The sequence below is a fragment of the Paucisalibacillus globulus genome, assembly GCF_900184735.1.
Taxonomy (GTDB): domain Bacteria; phylum Bacillota; class Bacilli; order Bacillales; family Amphibacillaceae; genus Ornithinibacillus; species Ornithinibacillus globulus_B.
This window is the reverse complement of record NZ_LT855395.1, coordinates 217728-238552: the sequence shown is the minus strand read 5'-3', so window position 1 is coordinate 238552 and position 20825 is coordinate 217728. Positions and strand designations below refer to the sequence as shown.

The window sequence follows — 20825 nt, the reverse complement described above, 5'->3', positions numbered from 1 at the left end:
AATTAACAGGGGTAATCTATTGAAGAAATTGAAATGCAATTTAAAATATATTAACAAAATATGTTAATATCAGATAAGAGTTTTTGAAGAAAAGTACTGAAACTATGGGCAGTTTAGTTGAATAAAGCACTGAAAAATATATAAATTTTAGGAGATTAACTATGGGAGAAAACCAATTCTTTGCTTATCACATTGTTACTAGGAATAAAATGAGTCTTGGGCAGGTAATCAACTTTGATGAGAATCAATATAATTCCTTATATCGATTCTTCTTTGAAAAGGAACAAATAAATTCTAAAGGTGAAGATTTTATTCAAATTTTACAGTGTCAATACACCAATGAAGGTTTATATTTAGATAAAGAAAATGCGGATACAGCTATTAGATATATTGGGCAAACAACTAGAGCTATTAGAGAAGTGATAGTAGAAATGGTTCGATTAAAAGAGTATTCTCAATACCCTTCCAGATTATCCTGCTTATACGCTGCTAAAACTTATGAGGATGTATTGAAATGGAAACAAATATTTGATTCTTTCAATCGTAAGGTATTGCAGATTGTTAAATTAAAAGTTGTTGGGAATTATTTTGAAGGGGATGGGGATCTTTTACCAAAAGAAGACGGAACTTCATTCTCTAAAAAAATAGAACAAGCAAGAGAATATTGGAACGGCAATATTAGTAACGAACTTCCTGAACTATTGATAAATGGAAAGATTGAAGTCGTAGAAATTATGGATGATTTTCCTGCATAAAAAGTTTTTTAAAAGAGAAGTATCGTTCAACTAGTGCAATTCTAAAAGAAGGTGACCTAAGAAGGTCACCTTTTTATTATGGTTAACAACTCTATAATGCGTTTGGAATATTATGTTAATATTGTGTTAGAAGATTTTATACATGCCGGGCTATTGTAAGTAGAAATATATTTAGTTAGTTGAAGTCCCTCATTTATTAAATGATATGGCAATTATAAAGGAGTATTTATATGGATGAATTAGAACTTGAACATCTAGTCATTGGTGAAAAAGGACCTACCATTGTTATAGAAATAGGAATAGGTAATTCTTTTTATAATTGGTTTTCATTTTTAGAGCAGATAAAAGATAATTATAAAATTGTTATATATCATAGAGCTGGATACGGTAATAGTAGAGCGTCAAAGAAACAAAGAACCGTTTCCAATATTGCAATGGAACTAAATGAACTGATTAAGAAACTACATATTGAAGAACCGTTTATTTTAATAGGACATTCTTTCGGTGGTCTATGTGCTCAACAATATGCAAAAATGTTTCCTGAAAAGCTTAAAGGAATCATTTTAGTAGATGCGACATCACAAAACTTCAAACGCTTATATAACCTAAATCTCCCGGTCATGTATTCTATGATTTCTTTAGAGAAAATGATTGAAAGCAACATAGATTCATCAAAAAAGTCAAAAGAAGAACTATATCAAATGTTTACAAATATGATTGAAGAATATGAAAGTAATTTACTCAAGCAAGACACTGAAAGTTTTAAGAACTTTATTACCAGCCCTACCTTATTTCGTACCATTGCAAACGAATTTATGAATTGGGAAAGAAGTAGCCAATTAATAGTTGAATTAGGCGAATTCCCTACTATACCATTGATGGTGATAGCAAGAGACAAAGAGTTATCAGCTAAACCTTTTATCGAGCATGGTATCCCAAAGGAAGAAGCATTTCTACACGAAGAGGTATGGAGAGATTTACAGATTGAACTATCACATTTAACTAATAAGGGTGAACTGATAATTGCAGATGGTAGTGACCATGAAATACATAAAGATAGACCAGATGTCATCATTAGAACAATAGAAAGAATGATATCACAATTGTAAAATGGTTATTTGTCAACTAACGGGGTATGTTTGTTTAAATGAAAAATCACAAAAGTAAGGGTACTTACTATAAAATAAGATTTGACGTAATAATGTCTAAAAAAAGCAATGAAAAAGATAGATGATGCACATTGGTATTGTAACACGAATTTATGGAGGTATACTTATGTGGGTAATATTAGGGGTTATAGCAATAGTAGCAACCTTTATAAATCTTTATTTGTATAAAGCAGGAAAGGATTATAAGCTTGCTATGGCGATAGGATTATCATTCACAGCATTAACTCTGTGTGCAGAGTACAGTCTTGTATCGACATGGGTAGAGGTGGAAGATTGGGCGGCTTTAATGGATGTTGTACCTAGTATGGAAAGAGCATTGTGGTTTCTGACTATTGTTTCTATCTTACTAAATATAGCACCTATTCTTTTAGATCGAAAAGGAACGAAATAATGACTTATTGTCACATCTTTATAACAGCAATTATTGTGTGATTTTTTAGCTAACGGGCCTTTAGATAAAAATCTAAGCTATAAGACTGATTAGCGACCAGTCGTGATATTATGATTATTGAAATTGACAGTTATTATCATCAAGTTCTACTTACAGGTAAAAAATGTTCCAAACAACAGCTAGAGCAAAAATATTTACAAGCGAAAAAGTTAACCTATGATATAAAAGACCTTCCTAATGTATTTTGTAAGTTACACAACTTTGAACCATTACCTTTTGACGTTGATGTTGAAGTTGAATTTGTTATTGACACAGATACAGATAGAATTTATTCACCCTCATATTAAGCTAATGGGTGCAAGTGTGATATACGGATCATCAAATTGATGGTCCGTATTTTTTGTGTAATAGATAAAAAACTCTCCATTTTAAGAGTATTATTTTGAAAGAATCTATGTTAAAATTTTAACTGTCTAAATATTTAGACACCTACTTTTACGCATTTAACTAAGGAGGTAGATATTATGGCAAACAATGAAGTTATTGGCATGAATAAGACTACGGGGGATACGTCTAAATAAATGTAATATATAGCGTTTCCCGAAAATTGAAAGGGGAAAATTGTTTGAATCAAACATTGTTAATTATTGATGCTCAACAGGAGTTAATGGATGGAAATCATGAAGAAAGTGCTGTTCTTAATAAAGAGCAACTTATTACGAATATCAATTTAGTAATTGAAAAAGCAAAACAAGACAATGTTCCAGTTGTCTTTATAAGGGATTTAGATGTTGCAGAAGGGAAAGGTAAAGGATTTCAGATTCACGATAAAATTAATGTGCCTTCGGATAAAGAGGTCTTTGATAAATCTGCAACAAATTCTTTTTATGGAACAGGACTACTAAATCACTTAAAAGATCAAAATATTGAGCATGTTGTTATTATGGGGTGTAAAACTCAACACTGTATAGACAGTGCAGTGAGAACGGCTACTATAAGCGGGTTTGATGTTACATTAGTTGGTGATGGTCATTCAACAACAGACAGCGATACTTTAAGTGCAGAACAAATTATTAAGCACCATAATGAAACACTTCATGGTCATTACAATGTGGAACACTTTTCTATTGTTAGAAATGCAGTAGAAGACTTATTCCATCCAACTCACGATACATTTAGATAAAATGAGAATATAATATAGAAATAACCCAATTTCCTACTAAGGAATTGGGTTATTTTTTTACAATTAAATTAATGGAATTTTTGTGAGGGTGAGGAAGAAGGTTCCCTTTGGACACCAATCATAAAAATTAGTAAGAGAAGAACATTCATATATCCAAATAATAAAGCATATCCATAAAAAACAGGTTGACTGAATAGTCATTCATAATTTATAGTAGTAAATGAAGCATTGTTTTTTATTTTCAAATAATTGGAATCGCTATCATTTTAACCTTAGATGGTATTCTTTGCAAGAAAATTAATACATTAGGAGAAAGAACTTCAGTAGGAGGGGCAGCTAATGGAAGTATTCTTATTAATCAACACGCTATTATTTATCGCCGTTACACTCTATGCTCTTTACTTGTTTGGTAGAGTAATAGCAACAAGGGTAGCCTACATTAGACTCGGAAAAAAATCGGAGTTTGATGGGGAAATTAAAGAACGAGTAAACCGAATTATTAAGATTGTCTTTGGACAGTCGAAATTATTAAAGGATAAAAAGTCCGGTATCATTCACGTGATGATGTTTTACGGATTTATTCTCGTTCAATTCGGTGCCATTGATTTTATTGTAAAAGGTATTTCACCTGGGAATCATTTACCGTTTGGATTTTTATACCCAGGATTTACGTTCTTCCAGGAAATCGTAACATTAACCATTTTAGTAGCGGTTATTTGGGCATTTTATCGCCGTTATATTGAGAAACTAGTGCGCTTAAAGCGCGGGCTTAAAGCTGGTTTAGTATTAATATTCATCGGAACGTTAATGGTATCTGTATTAGTTGGAAATGGTATGTCGCAGATTTGGCATGGGCATTCTGCAACATGGACAGAACCAGTTGCTAGTTTAATAGCCACTATATTTGGTGGTTTCGTATCCCCAACTGCTGCCATGGTTATATTCTTTGCTAGTTGGTGGATCCATAACCTGACATTATTTACATTCCTAGTTTACGTACCACAATCCAAGCACGCACACCTAATCGCAGCACCAATCAACGTATTCCTAAGTAAGCGTGTGCCGGGTAAACTGAATAAACTAGACTTTGATATTGATGAAGAAAGTGAAGAAGAAGTATCCTTTGGAGTTGGAAAAGTAGAGGACTTTGAACAAGTACAGATGATTGACTTCTATGCTTGTGTAGAATGTGGACGTTGTACAGATGTTTGTCCGGCAGCAGGAACAGGGAAAATGCTATCCCCAATGGACTTAATGGTTAAAATTCGTGATCACTTGACTGAAAAAGGCGCTGCAGTTACAGGGAAATCACCTTGGGTTCCATCCTATGCATTTGCTGGAACACAGGGAAATCAATTAGCCAAAACTGCTAAAGATGAAGCGGCAGCTACAATGGAAACAATCAGCCTAATTGGTGATGTTATAACAGAAGAAGAAATCAGTGCTTGTACAACTTGCCGTAACTGTGAAGATGCATGTCCAGTAATGAACGAGCATGTAGATAAGATTATTGATTTAAGGCGTTACTTAGTGATGACAGAAGGAAAGATGGATGCGGATGTTCAACGTGCGGTTATGAATATTGAACGTCAAGGTAACCCTTGGGGCTTATCGAAGAAAGACCGTATTAAATGGCGTGAAACCGATGAAACAGCATACATTCCTACTGTTAAAGAATTAAAAAAAGAAGGAAAAGACTTCGAATACTTATTCTGGGTTAGTTCTATGGGTTCATTTGATGCACGCAGTCAAAAGATTGCCATTGCATTCGCAAAACTTATGAATCAAGCTGGTGTAAGCTTTGCAATATTAGGGAACAAAGAAATGAACTCCGGTGATACAGCAAGACGTATCGGAAATGAATTCTTGTTCCAAGAAATTGCTGAGAAGAACATTAAAGAATTTGAGAAAAATGAAGTGAAAAAAATCGTAACAATTGACCCACATGCATACAATATTTTTAAGAATGAATATCCGGACTTCGGGTATGAGGCGGAGGTTTACCATCATACACAAATGCTTTATGATTTAGTTATGGAAGGTAAATTAAAACCAACCAAAGCCATTAATGAACGATTAACCTATCATGACTCCTGTTATTTAGGAAGATATAATGGCGTATATGATCCACCACGTGAGATTCTTTCCGCAATACCAGGTCTAGAACTGGTAGAAATGGATCGTAGCCGTGAAAATGCGATGTGCTGTGGTGCTGGTGGTGGTTTAATGTGGACAGAAGAAACAACAGGAAGCCGTATTAACGTAGCCAGAACTGAACAAGCATTAGCTGTTGAACCAACTATGATTTCTAGTGCGTGTCCATTCTGCTTAACCATGTTAAGTGATGGAACAAAGGCGAAAGAAGTAGAAGAAGATATCAGTACAATGGATGTTGCAGAAATTCTAGCATTATCCGTTTTAGTCGAAGAAGAAGTAAAGACCGCATAAGTTCAGGGAAAAGAGGGGTAAGCAAGTTGGATTACCCCTCTTATTTTCAGAATAAGGACTGAGCGAGCGTTCAATCGTTGTGACATAAGGAATGACAACATAGAAAATATAAAAGTGGGAGGAAATAATAATGAAAAAATCAGTTATTGTATCTGGCGCAAGAACGCCATTTGGAAAATTTGGTGGTGCCTTAAAATCACTGACTGCATCTCAATTAGGTGGAAAAGCAATCAAGGCGGCATTAGAAAGAGCTGGCGTCGATGGCACTGAAGTAGGCGAAGTAATTATGGGGAATGTTCTGCAAGGTGGTCAAGGACAGCTTCCATCCCGTCAAGCATCACGTGAGGCAGGTCTCCCTTGGGATGTAAAAACAGAAACGATCAACAAGGTTTGTGCTTCTGGCCTTCGTAGTGTCACATTAGCAGATATGTTAATTCGACTCGGTGAAGAAGAGGTTGTTGTGGCTGGTGGAATGGAAAGCATGAGCAATGCACCATATATTTTACCAGATGCACGCTGGGGTAACCGCATGGGGGATAAACGTGTAGTGGATATGATGATTCATGACGGTTTAACATGCTCCTTCACAGGTGTTCATATGGGAACATACGGCAACTCAACTGCCGAAGAATTTAATCTAACTCGTGAAGCACAAGATGAATGGGCATACCGCAGTCATATGCGTGCGATAAAAGCAATGGAAGATGGAAAGTTTGACGATGAAATTATCTCAGTTGAAATACCGCAACGTAAAGGTGAACCAGTTTTAGTAGATAAAGATGAAGCACCAAGAAAAGATACTAGTTTAGAAGTATTAGGAAAGTTAAGACCTGCATTCGATAAAGATGGAACCATCACAGCAGGAAATGCACCTGGCATTAATGATGGTGCAGCAGCATTCGTGTTAATGTCAGAAGAAAAAGCTGAAAGTCTTGGCAAAAAGCCATTAGCAACGGTTCTAGGTCATGCGGAAGTAGCCGTAGAAGCAAAGAATTTCCCACAAACACCAGGAATCGTCATTAATGCGTTACTAGAAAAAACAGGCTATACCAAAGATGATATTGATTTATATGAAATTAACGAAGCGTTTGCCGCAGTATCCCTTGCAAGTGGCGTTATAGCTGGTCTAGATCCTGAAAAAGTAAATGTTAACGGTGGAGCAGTAGCACTAGGTCATCCAATCGGAGCAAGTGGATCCCGTATCATCTTAACACTAATCCACGAATTAAAACGTCGTGGTGGCGGACTAGGAATCGCTGCAATTTGTAGCGGAGGCGGTCAAGGCGATGCTATTTTGATTGAGGTACCAGCGGAGTAGTAGATTAATAGGATTTGGTTTGGGATGAGGAATAGTTTGGGTGTTGGGCATATGTTGCGTTGAGACGGGCAGATGATTCGGTAGAGAGGTCCCATGGTTCGGGCTAACGGTCATAAGGTCCAGGTTGCAGGGCACATGTTCAGAGGGGATGGTCACAAGCTTCGCGCAGAAGGTCACAAGTTCCGGCCAAAAGGTCACAAGCACGTGGCAGTTGGTCACAAGCGCGTGGCAGTTGGTCACAAGCTCCGGCCGAGCGGTCACAAGCTTCGCGCAGAAGGTCACAAGTTCCGGCCAAGAGGTCACAAGCTTCGCGCAGAAGGTCACAAGTTCGTGGCAAGAGGTCGCAAGCTCCGGCCAGAAGGTCACAAGCTCGAGGCAACCAGTCATAAGCTCCGGCCACAAGGTCACAAGCCCACTGCCTCATTCCACAAAAAAACAGGAGGTGCATCACATGAAAACAGTAATGGTAATTGGTGCTGGACAAATGGGAGCTGGAATTGCCCAGGTCTGTGCACAATCTGGATTCGATGTTTATTTAAATGATATGAATGAAGCAGCGTTAGAAAAGGGCATGAACAATATTGAGAAACTTTTAACTCGTGCGGTCGATAAAGGTCGTATCTCGGATACAGAGAAAACAGATACATTAACTAGATTAACTCCATCCACAAGTTTAGAAGATGCGAAAAACTGTGATCTTGTTATCGAAGCGGTTATTGAAAACATGGATGTGAAAACAAGTGTTTTTAAACAACTAGATGATATTGCACCAGCACATGCGATTCTTGCATCGAATACATCATCACTTCCTATTACAGAAATTGCAAGCGCTACCAACAGACCGGAACAAGTTATTGGGATGCATTTTATGAATCCGGTGCCGGTGATGAAGCTTGTTGAGATTATTCGCGGTCTACAAACTAGCGATGAAACGTATCAAGCGATTGAAGATATGACACATAAACTAAGCAAGACACCTGTTGAAGTGAATGATTTTCCAGGCTTTGTATCTAATCGTATTCTCATGCCTATGATTAATGAAGCGATTTACACATTATATGAAGGTGTAGCCTCAGTGGAGGATATTGATACGGTAATGAAGCTAGGGATGAATCATCCAATGGGACCTTTACAATTAGCCGATTTTATTGGTCTGGATACTTGTCTATATATCATGGAAGTGTTACATGAAGGATTTGGTGATAGTAAGTACCGCCCTTGTCCATTATTAAGGAAATATGTGAAGGCTGGATGGTTAGGGAAGAAATCAGGACGTGGATTTTATCAGTACAATTAGGTTTACATAGCTTTTTACATCTTTAGAAAGGGGGCGAGAACCATGCATTTTCATTTTACCGATGAACAACAGATGATGCGTAAGATGGTTCAAGACTTTGCCCAGAAAGAAGTACTTCCAGAAATAGAAAGAATGGAACAAGAAGAACGATTTCCGGTAGAGCTGATTAAGAAAATGGGTGAGCTTGGAATCATGGGGATTCCAATTCCTGAAAAGTACCAAGGGGCAGGAATGGACTACACATCCTATATTATCGCGATACATGAACTAGCAAAAGTAAGTGCAACACTAGGGGTTATTTTATCCGTTCATACATCTGTCGGTACAAACCCGATTTTATTTTTCGGTACTGAGGAACAAAAAGAGAAATATGTGCCAAAGCTTGCAACAGGTGAATACCTTGGTGCATTTGCATTAACCGAGCCACAAGCAGGATCTGATGCGAAAAATCTAAAGACAACCGCTAAGCTTGATGGGGATTACTATATCTTGAATGGCTCGAAAGTGTTTATCACAAACGGCGGGGCAGCGGATGTCTATATTACATTCGCTAGAACTTCACCAGACGAGATTTCTGCTTTTATCGTGGAAAAAGATACAGAAGGATTTATCATCGGGAAGCAAGAAAAGAAAATGGGCTTACATGGATCAAATACTGTCCAGTTAACCTTTGAAAACTGCCGAGTGCCGAAAGAACAACTTCTTGGCAATGTTGGAGATGGTTTTAAAATTGCCATGGCAAACTTGAATAAAGGAAGAGTAGGGATAGCGGCACAAGCACTTGGGATAGCAGAGGCAGCACTAGAGCATGCGACAAAATATGCGCGTGAACGGGAACAGTTTGGAAAGCCAATCGCCCACAACCAAGGTATATCTTTCAAACTTGCAGATATGGCTACACAGGTCGAAGCGGCTAAGCTATTAGTCTACCAAGCAGCATCTCTTATTGAGCAAGACCTTCCATGTGTTAAAGAAGCATCCATGGCAAAAATGTATGCTTCCAACACAGCCATGAAAGTGGCGATAGAAGCAGTACAGATTTTTGGTGGATATGGTTACACAGAGGAGTATCCTGTGGAACGGTTATTCCGGGACGCGAAAATCACGCAAATTTATGAAGGAACAAATGAAATACAACATATTGTTATTTCCAATAACTTAATTAGAAACTAGGAGGCCTGGAACATGAACTTTCAATTAACAGAAGAACAAGAAATGCTACGTAAAATGGTACAGGATTTTGCCAGAAAAGAAGTAGAACCAACAGCTGCAGAGCGTGATGAGGAAGAACGCTTTGACCGTGAGATTTTCGACAAGATGGCAGAATTAGGTTTAACCGGGATTCCTTGGCCAGAAGAATATGGTGGAATTGGTGCGGATTATGTAAGTTATGTGATCGCAGTAGAAGAATTATCTCGTGTGTGTGCTTCGACAGGGGTAACGCTATCTGCGCACCTTTCCTTAGCTAGCTGGCCAATTTATAAATATGGAAATGAAGAACAGAAGAAGAACTTCTTAACACGTCTAGCAACAGGGGAAGCATTAGGGGCGTATGCATTATCAGAACCAGGTGCTGGAAGTGATGTTGCTTCGATGAAAACAACAGCTAAATTAGATGGTGATCACTATGTCCTAAATGGTAGTAAAGTTTGGATTACCAATGGTGGTGTTGCCGATATTTATGTGGTATTCGCCAAAACAGATGTGGATGCACGTCATAAAGGAATAAGTGCATTTATCGTAGAAAAAGGAACAGAGGGATTCACATTCGGTAAGAAAGAGAAGAAGTTAGGAATTCGTTCCTCTCCAACGACAGAACTTATTTTTGAAAATTGCCGTGTGCCAAAGGAAAATCTTTTAGGTGCTGAAGGAGAAGGATTCAAAGTTGCCATGACGACACTAGATGGTGGTCGAAATGGGATTGCAGCACAAGCAGTTGGTATTGCACAAGGTGCACTAGATGCGGCAACCAACTATGCACGGGAGCGTGAGCAGTTCGGAAAGCCGATAGCACATAACCAAGGGATATCATTTAAATTAGCCGATATGGCAACAGAAATTGAAGCAGCACGTCTATTAACCTATCAAGCTGCATGGCTAGAATCAGAAGGACTTCCATATGGGAAGGCATCTGCTATGTCGAAGCTATTCGCTGGTGATGTTGCTATGAAATCTACTGTTGAAGCGGTTCAGATTTTCGGTGGATATGGATATACAAAGGATTACCCGGTAGAGCGTTATATGCGTGATGCAAAAATTACACAAATCTATGAAGGAACACAAGAAGTACAACGTTTGGTTATCGGTAGAATGGTAACGAAATAGAAAGGGAGTCAAAAGGGATGCACCAGTTAGTGGAGCGAATTGCCAATAAGGATGTACGTGCCTTAGCGAGGGCAATTACGCTTGTAGAAAATGACCATGAAGATAAATTACAAATCATGCAGGATGCTTATTCTATTCGAAAGAATGGCATGTTTATTGGACTAACTGGTTCCCCTGGTGCCGGTAAGAGTTCGCTTGTAAACCGGTTGATATCCCATATCCGGACAGAGGGGAAGACGGTAGCGGTGATTGCCGTTGACCCTACTAGTCCATTTAGTGGTGGAGCACTTCTTGGTGACCGTGTTCGAATGAATGAGCATTTCACGGATGACGGTGTTTATATTCGTAGTATGGCAACCCGGGGAAGTCTAGGGGGCTTAGCACGAGCAACGAAAGACGCAGTTCGGATTTGTGATGCCTATGGCTTTGACGTCATTATAGTTGAAACTGTCGGAGTCGGACAATCAGAACTAGATATCATGAAAATCGTGGACACCACAGCAGTCGTACTAACTCCGAATAGTGGTGATGTACTGCAAATATTTAAAGCTGGAATCATGGAGATTGCAGATTTATACGTTATCAATAAAGCTGATTTACATGGTGTTGGGAAGTTAAGAGCGATGCTGAGAGAACTCGTGCATATAACCAGTACCGACCAACATGAAACAGCCATCGTGAAAACTATCACAACGGAAAATAAAGGAATTGATGAACTCTGGCAGAAAATCAACGAACACCATCAGTTCTTGTATAGTACGACAGAAGGAAAAAAGCGGCGCCATAAGCAAGATAAACTAGAAGTGTTGGAATTGATCCGTGAAGAGATATGGCGTGATGTCCATCAGTTCATTCAGAATCAACCGGATTTAGCTTTTGACCAAGAAAACGTAGATCCATATAAACAAGCAAGTGATTGGTATGAGAAATGGAAAAGGGAAGGGAGATAGAAGGATGAAGGACAATAAAGTTCTATCTTCTGTAAAAGATGAAGAGTTAATAAGGAAAAGGCGAGATCAAATGATTAAAGGCGCCTTAACATTGTTTAAAGAAAAAGGATTTCATCGAACAACAACAAGGGAAATTGCCAAGGAATCAGGATTCAGCATTGGCACCCTTTATGAATATATCCGTACCAAAGAAGATGTATTATACCTAGTTTGTGATTCTATCCATGGAGAAGTGAAGAAGCGTCTTGAGGTAGTAGTGGAGCGAAATCAAGCATCAACAGAAAACTTAGGCAATGTGATTACATCCTTTTTCCATCTCATGGATGAAATGCAGGAAGAGATTTTAATCCTGTATCAAGAAGTCAAATCCCTAAGTAAAGAAACAAGAAGCGCCATTCTCCAAAAAGAAAGAGAAATGGCAACCATGCTAGAAAAAGCAATCACAGCCTCACTCCCAAATGCCTTACCCAAACAAGACATCACACTACTAGCCAACAACATCATGATCCAAGGGCATATGTGGGGATTCCGAAGATGGATGCTACAAAAAGAATTCACCCTAGAACAATACATCCAAAAACAACTACAATTCGCCTTCTCGGCATTAGGAATAAGTTACTTAAAATAAATTGCTGCTTTTTATTAATTGGCCTATTTTAAAGGGATTTAACTAGTTTTATCCTCTGAGCAGCCCGTATACACGGAGACTCCTGTGGGAGGAAAGGCATCGGTGAGACCCCGCAGTGCGATAGCGCGAGGAGGCTCATCAGCCGCCCACGGAAAGCGGAGTGTATACGGGCTGCGGGCAAGATTAAACAGCTAGTTTATGCAATAGATAAAAAAATTGGAGGTTTTAAAAAATGGTACAACAAGTCACACCATACAAAACAAAGCACCCAGTTCGCTTTGTTACCGCATCAAGTCTTTTTGATGGCCATGACGCTTCCATCAACATCATGCGCCGAATCCTACAAGCAAGCGGAGCAGAAGTAATCCACCTAGGCCACAATCGCTCTGTTGAAGAAGTAGTCCATGCCGCGATACAAGAGGATGTACAAGGAATAGCCATCTCATCTTACCAAGGTGGACATGTGGAGTATTTTAAATACATGATAGACCTCTTAAAAGAATTAAACGCTGACCATATCAAAGTATTTGGAGGCGGTGGCGGTGTTATCATCCCACGCGAAATTAAAGAACTGCACCAATATGGTGTAACCCGTATTTTTTCACCAGATGATGGTCGTGAACATGGCCTCCAAGGTATGATCAATTTCATGTTAGAAGAATGCGATTTTCTACCACCATTTGATTTGGAAATACAATTGGAAAAGCTGCAAAGTGGAGATCGCCAGGCAATTGCTAGAATGATTACCTATGTGGAGAATGAAGAGATTCAGGAAGAAGAGAAACAGAAGGTATTAGAAGCAGTTAGCAAAATTGCGGATGCCGAAATTCCGGTACTTGGAATCACCGGTACTGGTGGGGCAGGAAAAAGTTCCTTAACTGATGAACTAATTCGTCGTTTCATGAATGAAGTACAAGATAAAAAAGTAGCCATCATCTCCATTGATCCTACGAAGCGGAAGACAGGTGGGGCACTTCTTGGTGATAGAATCCGGATGAATGCCATTTTTACTAATCGTGTCTACATGCGCTCACTTGCAACAAGAGATTCAAGAAGTGAGTTATCGAAAGCGATTAATGATGTTATTCAAGTGGTTCGTGCTTCCGGGTTTGATTTTATTGTGGTGGAAACGAGTGGAATCGGCCAAGGGGATGCGGCGATAACGGACATCACCGACCTTTCTATGTATGTAATGACATCTGAATTCGGTGCGCCGACACAGCTTGAGAAGATAGATATGATTGATTTTGCTGACTTTATTGTCATCAATAAGTTCGAACAAAAAGGCTCAGAGGATGCCTTGAACCAAGTTAGAAAACAATACGAGCGCAGCCATATGCTGTTCCACCAAGATAAGAAGACATTCCCTGTGTTTGGAACCATTGCAAGTCAATTTAATGATACAGGAACGAATGCCTTATTTGCTGCAATAGTTGATAAACTAAATGAGAAGTATGGCTGGGATGAAAAGGTTGAATTTGACCGTTTTACCATCTCAGAAAAACAAAACCTAATCATCACAAACGAACGCCGTCACTATCTACGTGAAATCGCTAGCCATGTCCGAAACTATCATAAAACTGCAACAGAACAAAGTGTTATTGCTAGAAAAATGTATCAATTACAAGGTGCACTTGAACTGGTTGAAGATGATATGGTGAAAGACTCCTTGAGGTCAACCTATACCACCTATGAAGCGAAACTTCATCCAAATGCTAAGAAATTATTAGAATCATGGGATACGACCAAAGAAAGCTATTCGGGCGATACGATGACATTCCAGGTACGAGACAAAGAAATTAAGATGGAACTAACATCAGAGTCTCTTGCAGGCTTAAAGATTCCTAAAGTTGCATTTCCGAAATACATGGACTGGGGAGAAAGACTCCTTTGGCAGCTAAAGGAAAACGTTCCGGGAGCATTTCCGTTTACTGCTGGCGTCTTCCCGTTCAAACGAAAAGGGGAAGACCCAACTCGTCAATTTGCGGGAGAAGGAACACCAGAAAGGACCAATCGCCGTTTTCACTATCTGTCTAAAAATGATGATGCGAAGCGTCTTTCAACAGCCTTTGACTCTGTGACATTATACGGGGAAGATCCAGCATACCGTCCGGATATATACGGAAAAGTTGGAGAGAGTGGTGTTAATGTATGTACCCTTGATGATATGAAAAAGCTTTACAAAGGCTTTGACTTAATCAATCCATTAACATCTGTTTCCATGACAATTAACGGACCAGCTCCAATTATTTTAGCGATGTATTTCAATACGGCAATTGATCAACAAGTAGAAAAGTTTGAACAGGAAAATGGTCGTAAACCTTTTGAGGTAGAATACGAAAAGATTAAAGCGGACACCTTATCCGTAGTACGCGGAACGGTTCAAGCAGATATTCTAAAAGAGGACCAAGGACAAAACACTTGTATTTTCTCTACAGAATTCGCGCTACGTATGATGGGTGATATACAAGAATACTTTATTGATAAAAACGTACGAAACTATTATTCGGTATCCATTTCTGGCTATCATATTGCAGAAGCTGGAGCAAATCCAATTACACAACTTGCCTTCACGCTAGCGAATGGATTTACCTATGTAGAGTATTATCTAAGTCGCGGCATGGATATTAACAAATTTGCACCGAATTTATCATTCTTCTTCTCCAATGGACTGGACCCAGAATATACCGTTATTGGCCGGGTAGCACGTCGTATTTGGGCGATAACGATGCGTGATAAATATGGTGCCAATGAGCGAAGTCAGAAATTGAAGTATCACATTCAAACTTCTGGTCGTTCCTTACATGCACAGGAAATTGATTTTAACGATATTCGTACCACATTACAAGCGTTAATCGCTATTCAAGATAATACCAACTCACTCCATACCAATGCATATGATGAAGCGATTACGACACCAACAGAAGAATCTGTTAGACGTGCAATGGCCATTCAAATGATTATCAATCGTGAATTTGGCCTAACGAAAAATGAGAACTCCCTACAAGGATCGTTTATTGTCGATGAGCTGACAGATTTGGTAGAAGAAGCGGTACTACAAGAGTTTGAACGCATCAATGATCGTGGTGGTGTACTTGGAGCGATGGAACGTCAATACCAACGTGGTAAAATCCAAGAGGAATCCCTCTATTATGAAGGGAAAAAACATTCAGGAGAACTACCGATTGTTGGGGTAAACACATACCTGAATCCAAACCCACCATCAGAAGAGGAAATTGACTCAATGGAGTTAGCGCGGGCAACAACCGAAGAAAAAGAACATCAAATCCAAGAACTAAAGAAATTCCAAGCTAAACACCAAGACCAAGCTGAACCAGCCCTAAAACGTCTAAAAGAAGTAGCAGCATCGGGAGGAAACGTCTTCGAAGAATTAATGGAAACCGTAAAAGTAGCCAGCCTAGGCCAAATCACAACCGCCCTATACGAGGTTGGAGGACAGTATAGAAGGAATATGTGATTTAGTTCGAGTAGTTTTATAAATTTTATTAAATCTTTGATTTTATACTGTTAGATTTCCATTAAAGAGGAAAAAAATATAATTGTAGCAGTGAGCGGCCCGAATACACGAAGACTCCTGCGGGAGGAAAGGCATCGGTGAGACCCCACAAGACTAAATAGGGGTTCAAAGGCTAAGAACGCCACGTCCTGTGGCAACGCCTTTGTGACCAACATCCTGTTGGCCCGAGGCTCACCAGCCGCCCGCGGAAAGCGAAGTGTATTCGGGCCGCGGACTGGATAGAAAAAACTATACAAAAGTTGTAGAATTTAAGCTTAATTTGTCATATCCTACACACATTTAAAAAACAAAGAAAATAAATTTGATAATTACATCATATTTTGTTTATAATGTATCATAGCTTTAAAAACAATACATACATAGTTATACTAGCAAGAGTTATCCTACCCTATAGGATTCATTTCTAATAGAAACTGTATATTAACGAAAAGGGAGTGCGGTATTGTGAGCTTGGATAATCTTAGCCGCGAGGAAATTGAAAGAATGTCAATGTTAGAATTGGCAAAAGAAATACTATTAGTTGAAACAAAAGCAATGGACTTTAGAGATATCTATAATAAAATTGCTGAACTAAAAGGCTATTCTGAACAACAAAAAAGTGACCTACTAGCACAATTCTACACAGATTTAAATGTAGATGGAAGATTCATTACACTTGGTGCTAACATGTGGGGCTTGAAACGCTGGTATCCATTCGAACAAATGGATGAAGATATCCACAACGAACCGAAGAAGAAAAAGAAAAAATCCAAAAAGAAACTGGATGATGACGATCTAGACTTAGAAGATGATGATTTAGATCTTGACCTAGATGATGATCTAGATGATGATGATTTCGACGACATTGACGAAGACGAAGACGATGAAGACTTCGACCTAGAAGACGAAGATTTCGATGAATTCGATGACGATGACGACGATGAGGTTGAAGATGAACTAGAAGACCTTAACGAAATTGAAGAAGACGAAGACCTAGACGAAGACGAAAAATAAAACAACCTTGACTTTTAAACAACAGGTTTGTACAATATGTATTGGGCTCTTTAAAATTATTTATCCAAAGCGTTTCCCTTAAAAAGGGGGGCGCTTTTTGTGTTTTACACAAGCCCATAACGGGAATCAATACCCTAGCGGTAGAAATGAAGTATCCATTTTCTAGTTAGTAATAATGTTTTGGTTTGGAATGAATCATTTGTTGTTTTTTCATTCATAGCTAGACTAACGTGAATAAAGAGTAATCATTTATTCTTAGCACTGAGTGCCCCGAATACACGGAGACTCCTGCGGGAGGATAGGCATCGGTGAGACCCCGCAAGAGCGATAGCTCTGAGGAGGCTCACCAGCCGCCCGCGGAAAGCGAAGTGTATTCGGGGCACGGGTATGGCCGAAGTGAAAATCTTTGTATCTAAGGCCAGAAAGTACCAACAAGATTTTAAAACCACTGTGAAGTTTTAATTTATACGATTCTAAAAAGAAATTAAGCACAAACTAAACCCAAACAGTGGTCGTACTTATTCTATATTTTATTAATTCATACACAGAAAGAGGGATAATGGTGGCAAAATACATTTTCGTCACAGGTGGCGTTGTGTCATCACTAGGAAAAGGAATAACAGCAGCATCAATAGGAAGATTACTTAAAAACAGAGGACTAAAAGTAACCATCCAAAAATTTGACCCATATATAAACGTAGACCCAGGTACCATGAGCCCATACCAACACGGAGAAGTATTCGTAACGGACGACGGGGCAGAAACGGACCTAGACCTAGGGCATTACGAACGATTTATCGATGAAAATTTAAATAAATATAGCAATATCACAACTGGAAAAGTATACTCCAACGTCATTCGTAAAGAACGTCGTGGTGATTACTTAGGTGGAACGGTTCAAGTTATCCCACACATAACCAATGAAATAAAGGATCAAGTTTTCCGAGCAAGTGAAGCAACCCATGCAGATGTTGTTATTACTGAAATAGGTGGAACTGTAGGGGATATTGAATCACTACCTTTCCTAGAAGCAATTCGTCAAGTGAAAAGTGATATTGGTAAGAAGAATGTTATGTACATCCACTGTACTTTAGTTCCATTTATCAAGGCAGCTGGTGAACTGAAAACTAAACCAACACAACATAGTGTTAAAGAATTACGCTCATTAGGTATCCAACCAGATGCAGTAGTACTACGTACAGAACATGAAATTAGCCAAGACATGAAAGATAAAATTGCTCTATTCTGTGATATTCGTGAAGAAGCAGTAATTGAAATGCAAGATGCGGCTAACCTTTATGAAATCCCACTTTCATTACAAGAACAACACTTAGACCAAATAATCTGTGATCACTTTGAATTAGAAGTGGGCGGAGCTGATATGACAGAATGGAAAGAACTTGTGGATCGTGTATCCAACTTATCTAAGACTGTAAATATTGGCTTAGTTGGGAAATATGTTGAACTACAAGATGCGTATATTTCTGTTGTGGAATCACTAAAACATGCAGGCTTTGCATTTGATGCGGATGTAAATGTTCATTGGATTAATTCAGAGAAAATGGATGTTGGCACAATCCGTGAAAAATTATCCCAAGTCGATGGTGTCATCGTACCTGGTGGATTTGGAGACCGTGGTATCGAAGGGAAAATTGAAGCCATTCGTTATGCCCGTGAAAATAACATTCCGTTCTTCGGCATTTGCTTAGGAATGCAGTTAGCTACAGTTGAATTTGCTCGTAATGTATTAGGATATAAAGATGCACATTCAGCAGAGATTAACCCAAATACAACACACCCAATTATCGATTTACTTCCAGAACAAAAGGATGTTGAAGATTTAGGTGGAACACTTCGTCTTGGTCTATATCCATGTAAACTAAAAGAAGGTACTAAGACAAAAGCTGCTTATGATGGTGCAGAAATGGTAGAAGAACGTCACCGTCATCGTTATGAATTTAATAACGAGTACCGCGAGGAAATGGAAGCAAAAGGATTTATTTTCTCAGGAACAAGCCCAGATGGTCGCTTAGTAGAAACCATTGAAATTCAAGATCATCCATGGTTTGTAGCATGTCAATTCCATCCAGAATTTAAATCACGCCCAACCAGACCACAAAGCCTATTCAAAGGTTTCGTTGGGGCAGCAGTAGAGCAAAATAACCAGAAATAACCAAATCTGGATTTATTATCATAGGGCATTAGTCGCGAATTGTATCCAAGTGTGATACAATTCGCGATTTTTTTGTTATATTCAACTTAACGTTTATCAAGTAGGACAATGGGGTATTAGTAATTGTCGATATAGAAACAGCTATTTTGATTAAACCATAAATTTCCATAAGTAGCGTTCGCTAAAAAGAAGGAAAAAGCGTGCTTTATATCGAATAATTAATAAAAAAGGGGGATGTTGTCAAGGTGAAGAGAAAAATATTAATAGTTGATGACGAAATTGGAATCCGGCTTTTACTAGAAGATTTATTGGGAAGTGAAGGATTTCAAGTCCATACTGCCCAAAACGGAAAAGAAGCATTAGAAATGATTACCAAACATAAGATGGATTTAATGATGATAGATTATAAGCTGCCTATGATGGATGGTATTGAAGTGGTGAAACAATTAGAAAAAGAAGGTAACCATATTCCTACTATTATTATGAGTGGTTTAACAGAAAACTTTAAAGATCATACATATGAATTAACAAGTGTCGTAAAAGTATTGTCCAAGCCTTTTGACGTTCTTGCGGTTAGAGACTATGTAAAAGAGATACTGGCAGATTAGTTGGAATTTTTTTAAATAGGTACTTTGACTCGATAACCTTGCACGCATGTCTTTGACTTTGGTATTCTTATACTGAAGTGAAGAAAAAGATGGATTTTGGTCTATCACGAAGGAGGACATTAAATGCCATTAGTATCAATGAAAGACATGTTAAATAAGGCGAAAGACAATGGCTATGCAGTTGGACAGTTCAATATAAATAATTTGGAGTACATACAAGCGATTTTGCAAGCAGCTGAAGCAGAAAAATCTCCTGTAATCCTAGGGGTTTCTGAAGGTGCTGGAAAATATATGGGTGGCTTCAAAGTAGTTGTGGCAATGGTTAAATCATTAATGGAAGAGTACGGTACTACTGTGCCAGTTGCTATCCATTTAGACCATGGTTCAAGCTTTGAAAAATGTGCCCAAGCAATTCATGCAGGATTCACTTCTGTTATGATTGATGCTTCTCACTCACCAATCGAAGAAAACATTGCAACTACTCAAAAGGTTGTAGAATTAGCACATATCCATGGGGTATCTGTTGAGGCTGAAGTTGGTACTGTAGGTGGAGAAGAAGACGGTGTTATCGGTGGAATCAACTATGCAGATCCTGGGGAATGTGTACGTCTTGTGAAAGAAGCAGGTATTGATTGCCTTGCACCAGCATTAGGTTCTGTTCATGGACCATACCAAGGTGAACCGAACTTAGGATTTAAGGAAATGGAAGAAATTCTAAACCTTACTCAAGTTCCATTAGTACTACATGGTGGTACTGGAATTCCAACGAAAGATATTCAAAAAGCAGTTTCATTAGGTACAGCGAAAATTAACGTAAATACAGAAAACCAAATGGCTCAAACAAAAGCTATTCGCCAAGTATTAAACGAGAAAACAGAAGTGTACGACCCTCGTAAATACTTAGGACCAGGTACAGAAGCAATTAAGCAAACTGTAATTGGTAAAATGCGTGAATTTGGTTCTTCTAATCAAGCTTAATAATTTTTTTAGGAATACGCCCTATCCATTTGGTCGAACTACGTATATATTATATATGTAGAAGGTCTTAT

The 20825-nt window shown here is 38.6% G+C and carries 17 protein-coding genes; all 17 read left to right on the top strand.

Annotation, left to right across the window (positions count from 1 at the left end; all coding sequences use genetic code 11):
• Positions 1-161 precede the first annotated feature (161 nt).
• The 17 genes from BN999_RS15435 (at position 162) to fba (ending at position 20754) form a co-directional block, all read left to right on the top strand.
• Positions 162-755: a DUF2441 domain-containing protein gene (locus BN999_RS15435; protein ID WP_096272785.1), complete on the top strand. Its 594-nt coding sequence runs from the start codon at positions 162-164 to the stop codon at positions 753-755.
• A 230-nt stretch (positions 756-985) separates the two neighbouring features.
• Complete coding sequence (locus tag BN999_RS15430; protein ID WP_096272783.1) at positions 986-1864, top strand: alpha/beta fold hydrolase; 879 nt, start codon at positions 986-988, stop codon at positions 1862-1864.
• A gap of 166 nt (positions 1865-2030) precedes the next feature.
• Positions 2031-2315 carry a hypothetical protein gene (locus tag BN999_RS15425; protein ID WP_096272781.1) on the top strand — a complete coding sequence of 95 codons (285 nt, stop codon included), beginning with the start codon at positions 2031-2033 and terminating at the stop codon, positions 2313-2315.
• A 110-nt stretch (positions 2316-2425) separates the two neighbouring features.
• On the top strand, positions 2426-2662 hold the full coding sequence (locus BN999_RS15420) for a hypothetical protein (protein ID WP_096272780.1): 237 nt from the start codon (positions 2426-2428) through the stop codon (positions 2660-2662).
• Between the two features lie 278 nt (positions 2663-2940).
• Positions 2941-3498: a cysteine hydrolase family protein gene (locus BN999_RS15415; protein WP_096272778.1), complete on the top strand. Its 558-nt coding sequence runs from the start codon at positions 2941-2943 to the stop codon at positions 3496-3498.
• A gap of 339 nt (positions 3499-3837) precedes the next feature.
• Positions 3838-5946: a (Fe-S)-binding protein gene (locus BN999_RS15410; RefSeq protein WP_096272776.1), complete on the top strand. Its 2109-nt coding sequence runs from the start codon at positions 3838-3840 to the stop codon at positions 5944-5946.
• Positions 5947-6076: 130 nt separating this feature from the next.
• The gene (locus BN999_RS15405; protein ID WP_096272774.1) at positions 6077-7264 is read left to right on the top strand and encodes an acetyl-CoA C-acetyltransferase; all 1188 of its coding nucleotides are present in this window, start codon (positions 6077-6079) and stop codon (positions 7262-7264) included.
• A gap of 451 nt (positions 7265-7715) precedes the next feature.
• Positions 7716-8561 (top strand): 3-hydroxybutyryl-CoA dehydrogenase, encoded by an 846-nt coding sequence (locus BN999_RS15400; RefSeq protein WP_176482001.1) that lies wholly within the window; start codon positions 7716-7718, stop codon positions 8559-8561.
• 42 nt (positions 8562-8603) lie between these two features.
• Entirely contained in the window at positions 8604-9734 is a 1131-nt protein-coding gene (locus tag BN999_RS15395) for an acyl-CoA dehydrogenase (RefSeq protein WP_096272770.1), read from the top strand.
• A 12-nt stretch (positions 9735-9746) separates the two neighbouring features.
• Positions 9747-10886 (top strand): acyl-CoA dehydrogenase, encoded by a 1140-nt coding sequence (locus tag BN999_RS15390; protein WP_096272768.1) that lies wholly within the window; start codon positions 9747-9749, stop codon positions 10884-10886.
• A 17-nt stretch (positions 10887-10903) separates the two neighbouring features.
• Positions 10904-11836, top strand: a complete 933-nt coding sequence (gene meaB, locus BN999_RS15385) for a methylmalonyl Co-A mutase-associated GTPase MeaB (protein ID WP_096272767.1) — start codon at positions 10904-10906, stop codon at positions 11834-11836.
• Between the two features lie 4 nt (positions 11837-11840).
• The gene (locus BN999_RS15380) at positions 11841-12464 is read left to right on the top strand and encodes a TetR/AcrR family transcriptional regulator (RefSeq protein WP_096272765.1); all 624 of its coding nucleotides are present in this window, start codon (positions 11841-11843) and stop codon (positions 12462-12464) included.
• A gap of 232 nt (positions 12465-12696) precedes the next feature.
• A complete protein-coding gene (gene icmF / locus BN999_RS15375) occupies positions 12697-15942 on the top strand; it encodes a fused isobutyryl-CoA mutase/GTPase IcmF (protein WP_096272763.1) in 3246 nt (1081 codons plus the stop codon).
• Positions 15943-16446: 504 nt separating this feature from the next.
• Positions 16447-16995: a DNA-directed RNA polymerase subunit delta gene (rpoE, locus tag BN999_RS15370; RefSeq protein WP_096272761.1), complete on the top strand. Its 549-nt coding sequence runs from the start codon at positions 16447-16449 to the stop codon at positions 16993-16995.
• Between the two features lie 562 nt (positions 16996-17557).
• Positions 17558-19168 carry a CTP synthase gene (locus BN999_RS15365; protein ID WP_096272759.1) on the top strand — a complete coding sequence of 537 codons (1611 nt, stop codon included), beginning with the start codon at positions 17558-17560 and terminating at the stop codon, positions 19166-19168.
• Between the two features lie 245 nt (positions 19169-19413).
• On the top strand, positions 19414-19776 hold the full coding sequence (locus tag BN999_RS15360; protein WP_096272757.1) for a response regulator: 363 nt from the start codon (positions 19414-19416) through the stop codon (positions 19774-19776).
• A gap of 123 nt (positions 19777-19899) precedes the next feature.
• Positions 19900-20754, top strand: a complete 855-nt coding sequence (fba, locus tag BN999_RS15355; protein WP_096272755.1) for a class II fructose-1,6-bisphosphate aldolase — start codon at positions 19900-19902, stop codon at positions 20752-20754.
• The last annotated feature ends 71 nt before the right edge of the window (positions 20755-20825 follow it).

What these genes read in the sequence shown, in the direction of transcription:
- BN999_RS15435 (WP_096272785.1), top strand. Translation starts at nt 162, where the DNA reads ATGGGAGAAAACCAATTCTTTGCTTATCACATTGTTACTAGGAATAAA.
- BN999_RS15430 (WP_096272783.1), top strand. Translation starts at nt 986, where the DNA reads ATGGATGAATTAGAACTTGAACATCTAGTCATTGGTGAAAAAGGACCT.
- BN999_RS15425 (WP_096272781.1), top strand. Translation starts at nt 2,031, where the DNA reads ATGTGGGTAATATTAGGGGTTATAGCAATAGTAGCAACCTTTATAAAT.
- BN999_RS15420 (WP_096272780.1), top strand. Translation starts at nt 2,426, where the DNA reads ATGATTATTGAAATTGACAGTTATTATCATCAAGTTCTACTTACAGGT.
- BN999_RS15410 (WP_096272776.1), top strand. Translation starts at nt 3,838, where the DNA reads ATGGAAGTATTCTTATTAATCAACACGCTATTATTTATCGCCGTTACA.
- BN999_RS15405 (WP_096272774.1), top strand. Translation starts at nt 6,077, where the DNA reads ATGAAAAAATCAGTTATTGTATCTGGCGCAAGAACGCCATTTGGAAAA.
- BN999_RS15400 (WP_176482001.1), top strand. Translation starts at nt 7,716, where the DNA reads ATGAAAACAGTAATGGTAATTGGTGCTGGACAAATGGGAGCTGGAATT.
- BN999_RS15395 (WP_096272770.1), top strand. Translation starts at nt 8,604, where the DNA reads ATGCATTTTCATTTTACCGATGAACAACAGATGATGCGTAAGATGGTT.
- BN999_RS15390 (WP_096272768.1), top strand. Translation starts at nt 9,747, where the DNA reads ATGAACTTTCAATTAACAGAAGAACAAGAAATGCTACGTAAAATGGTA.
- meaB (WP_096272767.1), top strand. Translation starts at nt 10,904, where the DNA reads ATGCACCAGTTAGTGGAGCGAATTGCCAATAAGGATGTACGTGCCTTA.
- BN999_RS15380 (WP_096272765.1), top strand. Translation starts at nt 11,841, where the DNA reads ATGAAGGACAATAAAGTTCTATCTTCTGTAAAAGATGAAGAGTTAATA.
- icmF (WP_096272763.1), top strand. Translation starts at nt 12,697, where the DNA reads ATGGTACAACAAGTCACACCATACAAAACAAAGCACCCAGTTCGCTTT.
- fba (WP_096272755.1), top strand. Translation starts at nt 19,900, where the DNA reads ATGCCATTAGTATCAATGAAAGACATGTTAAATAAGGCGAAAGACAAT.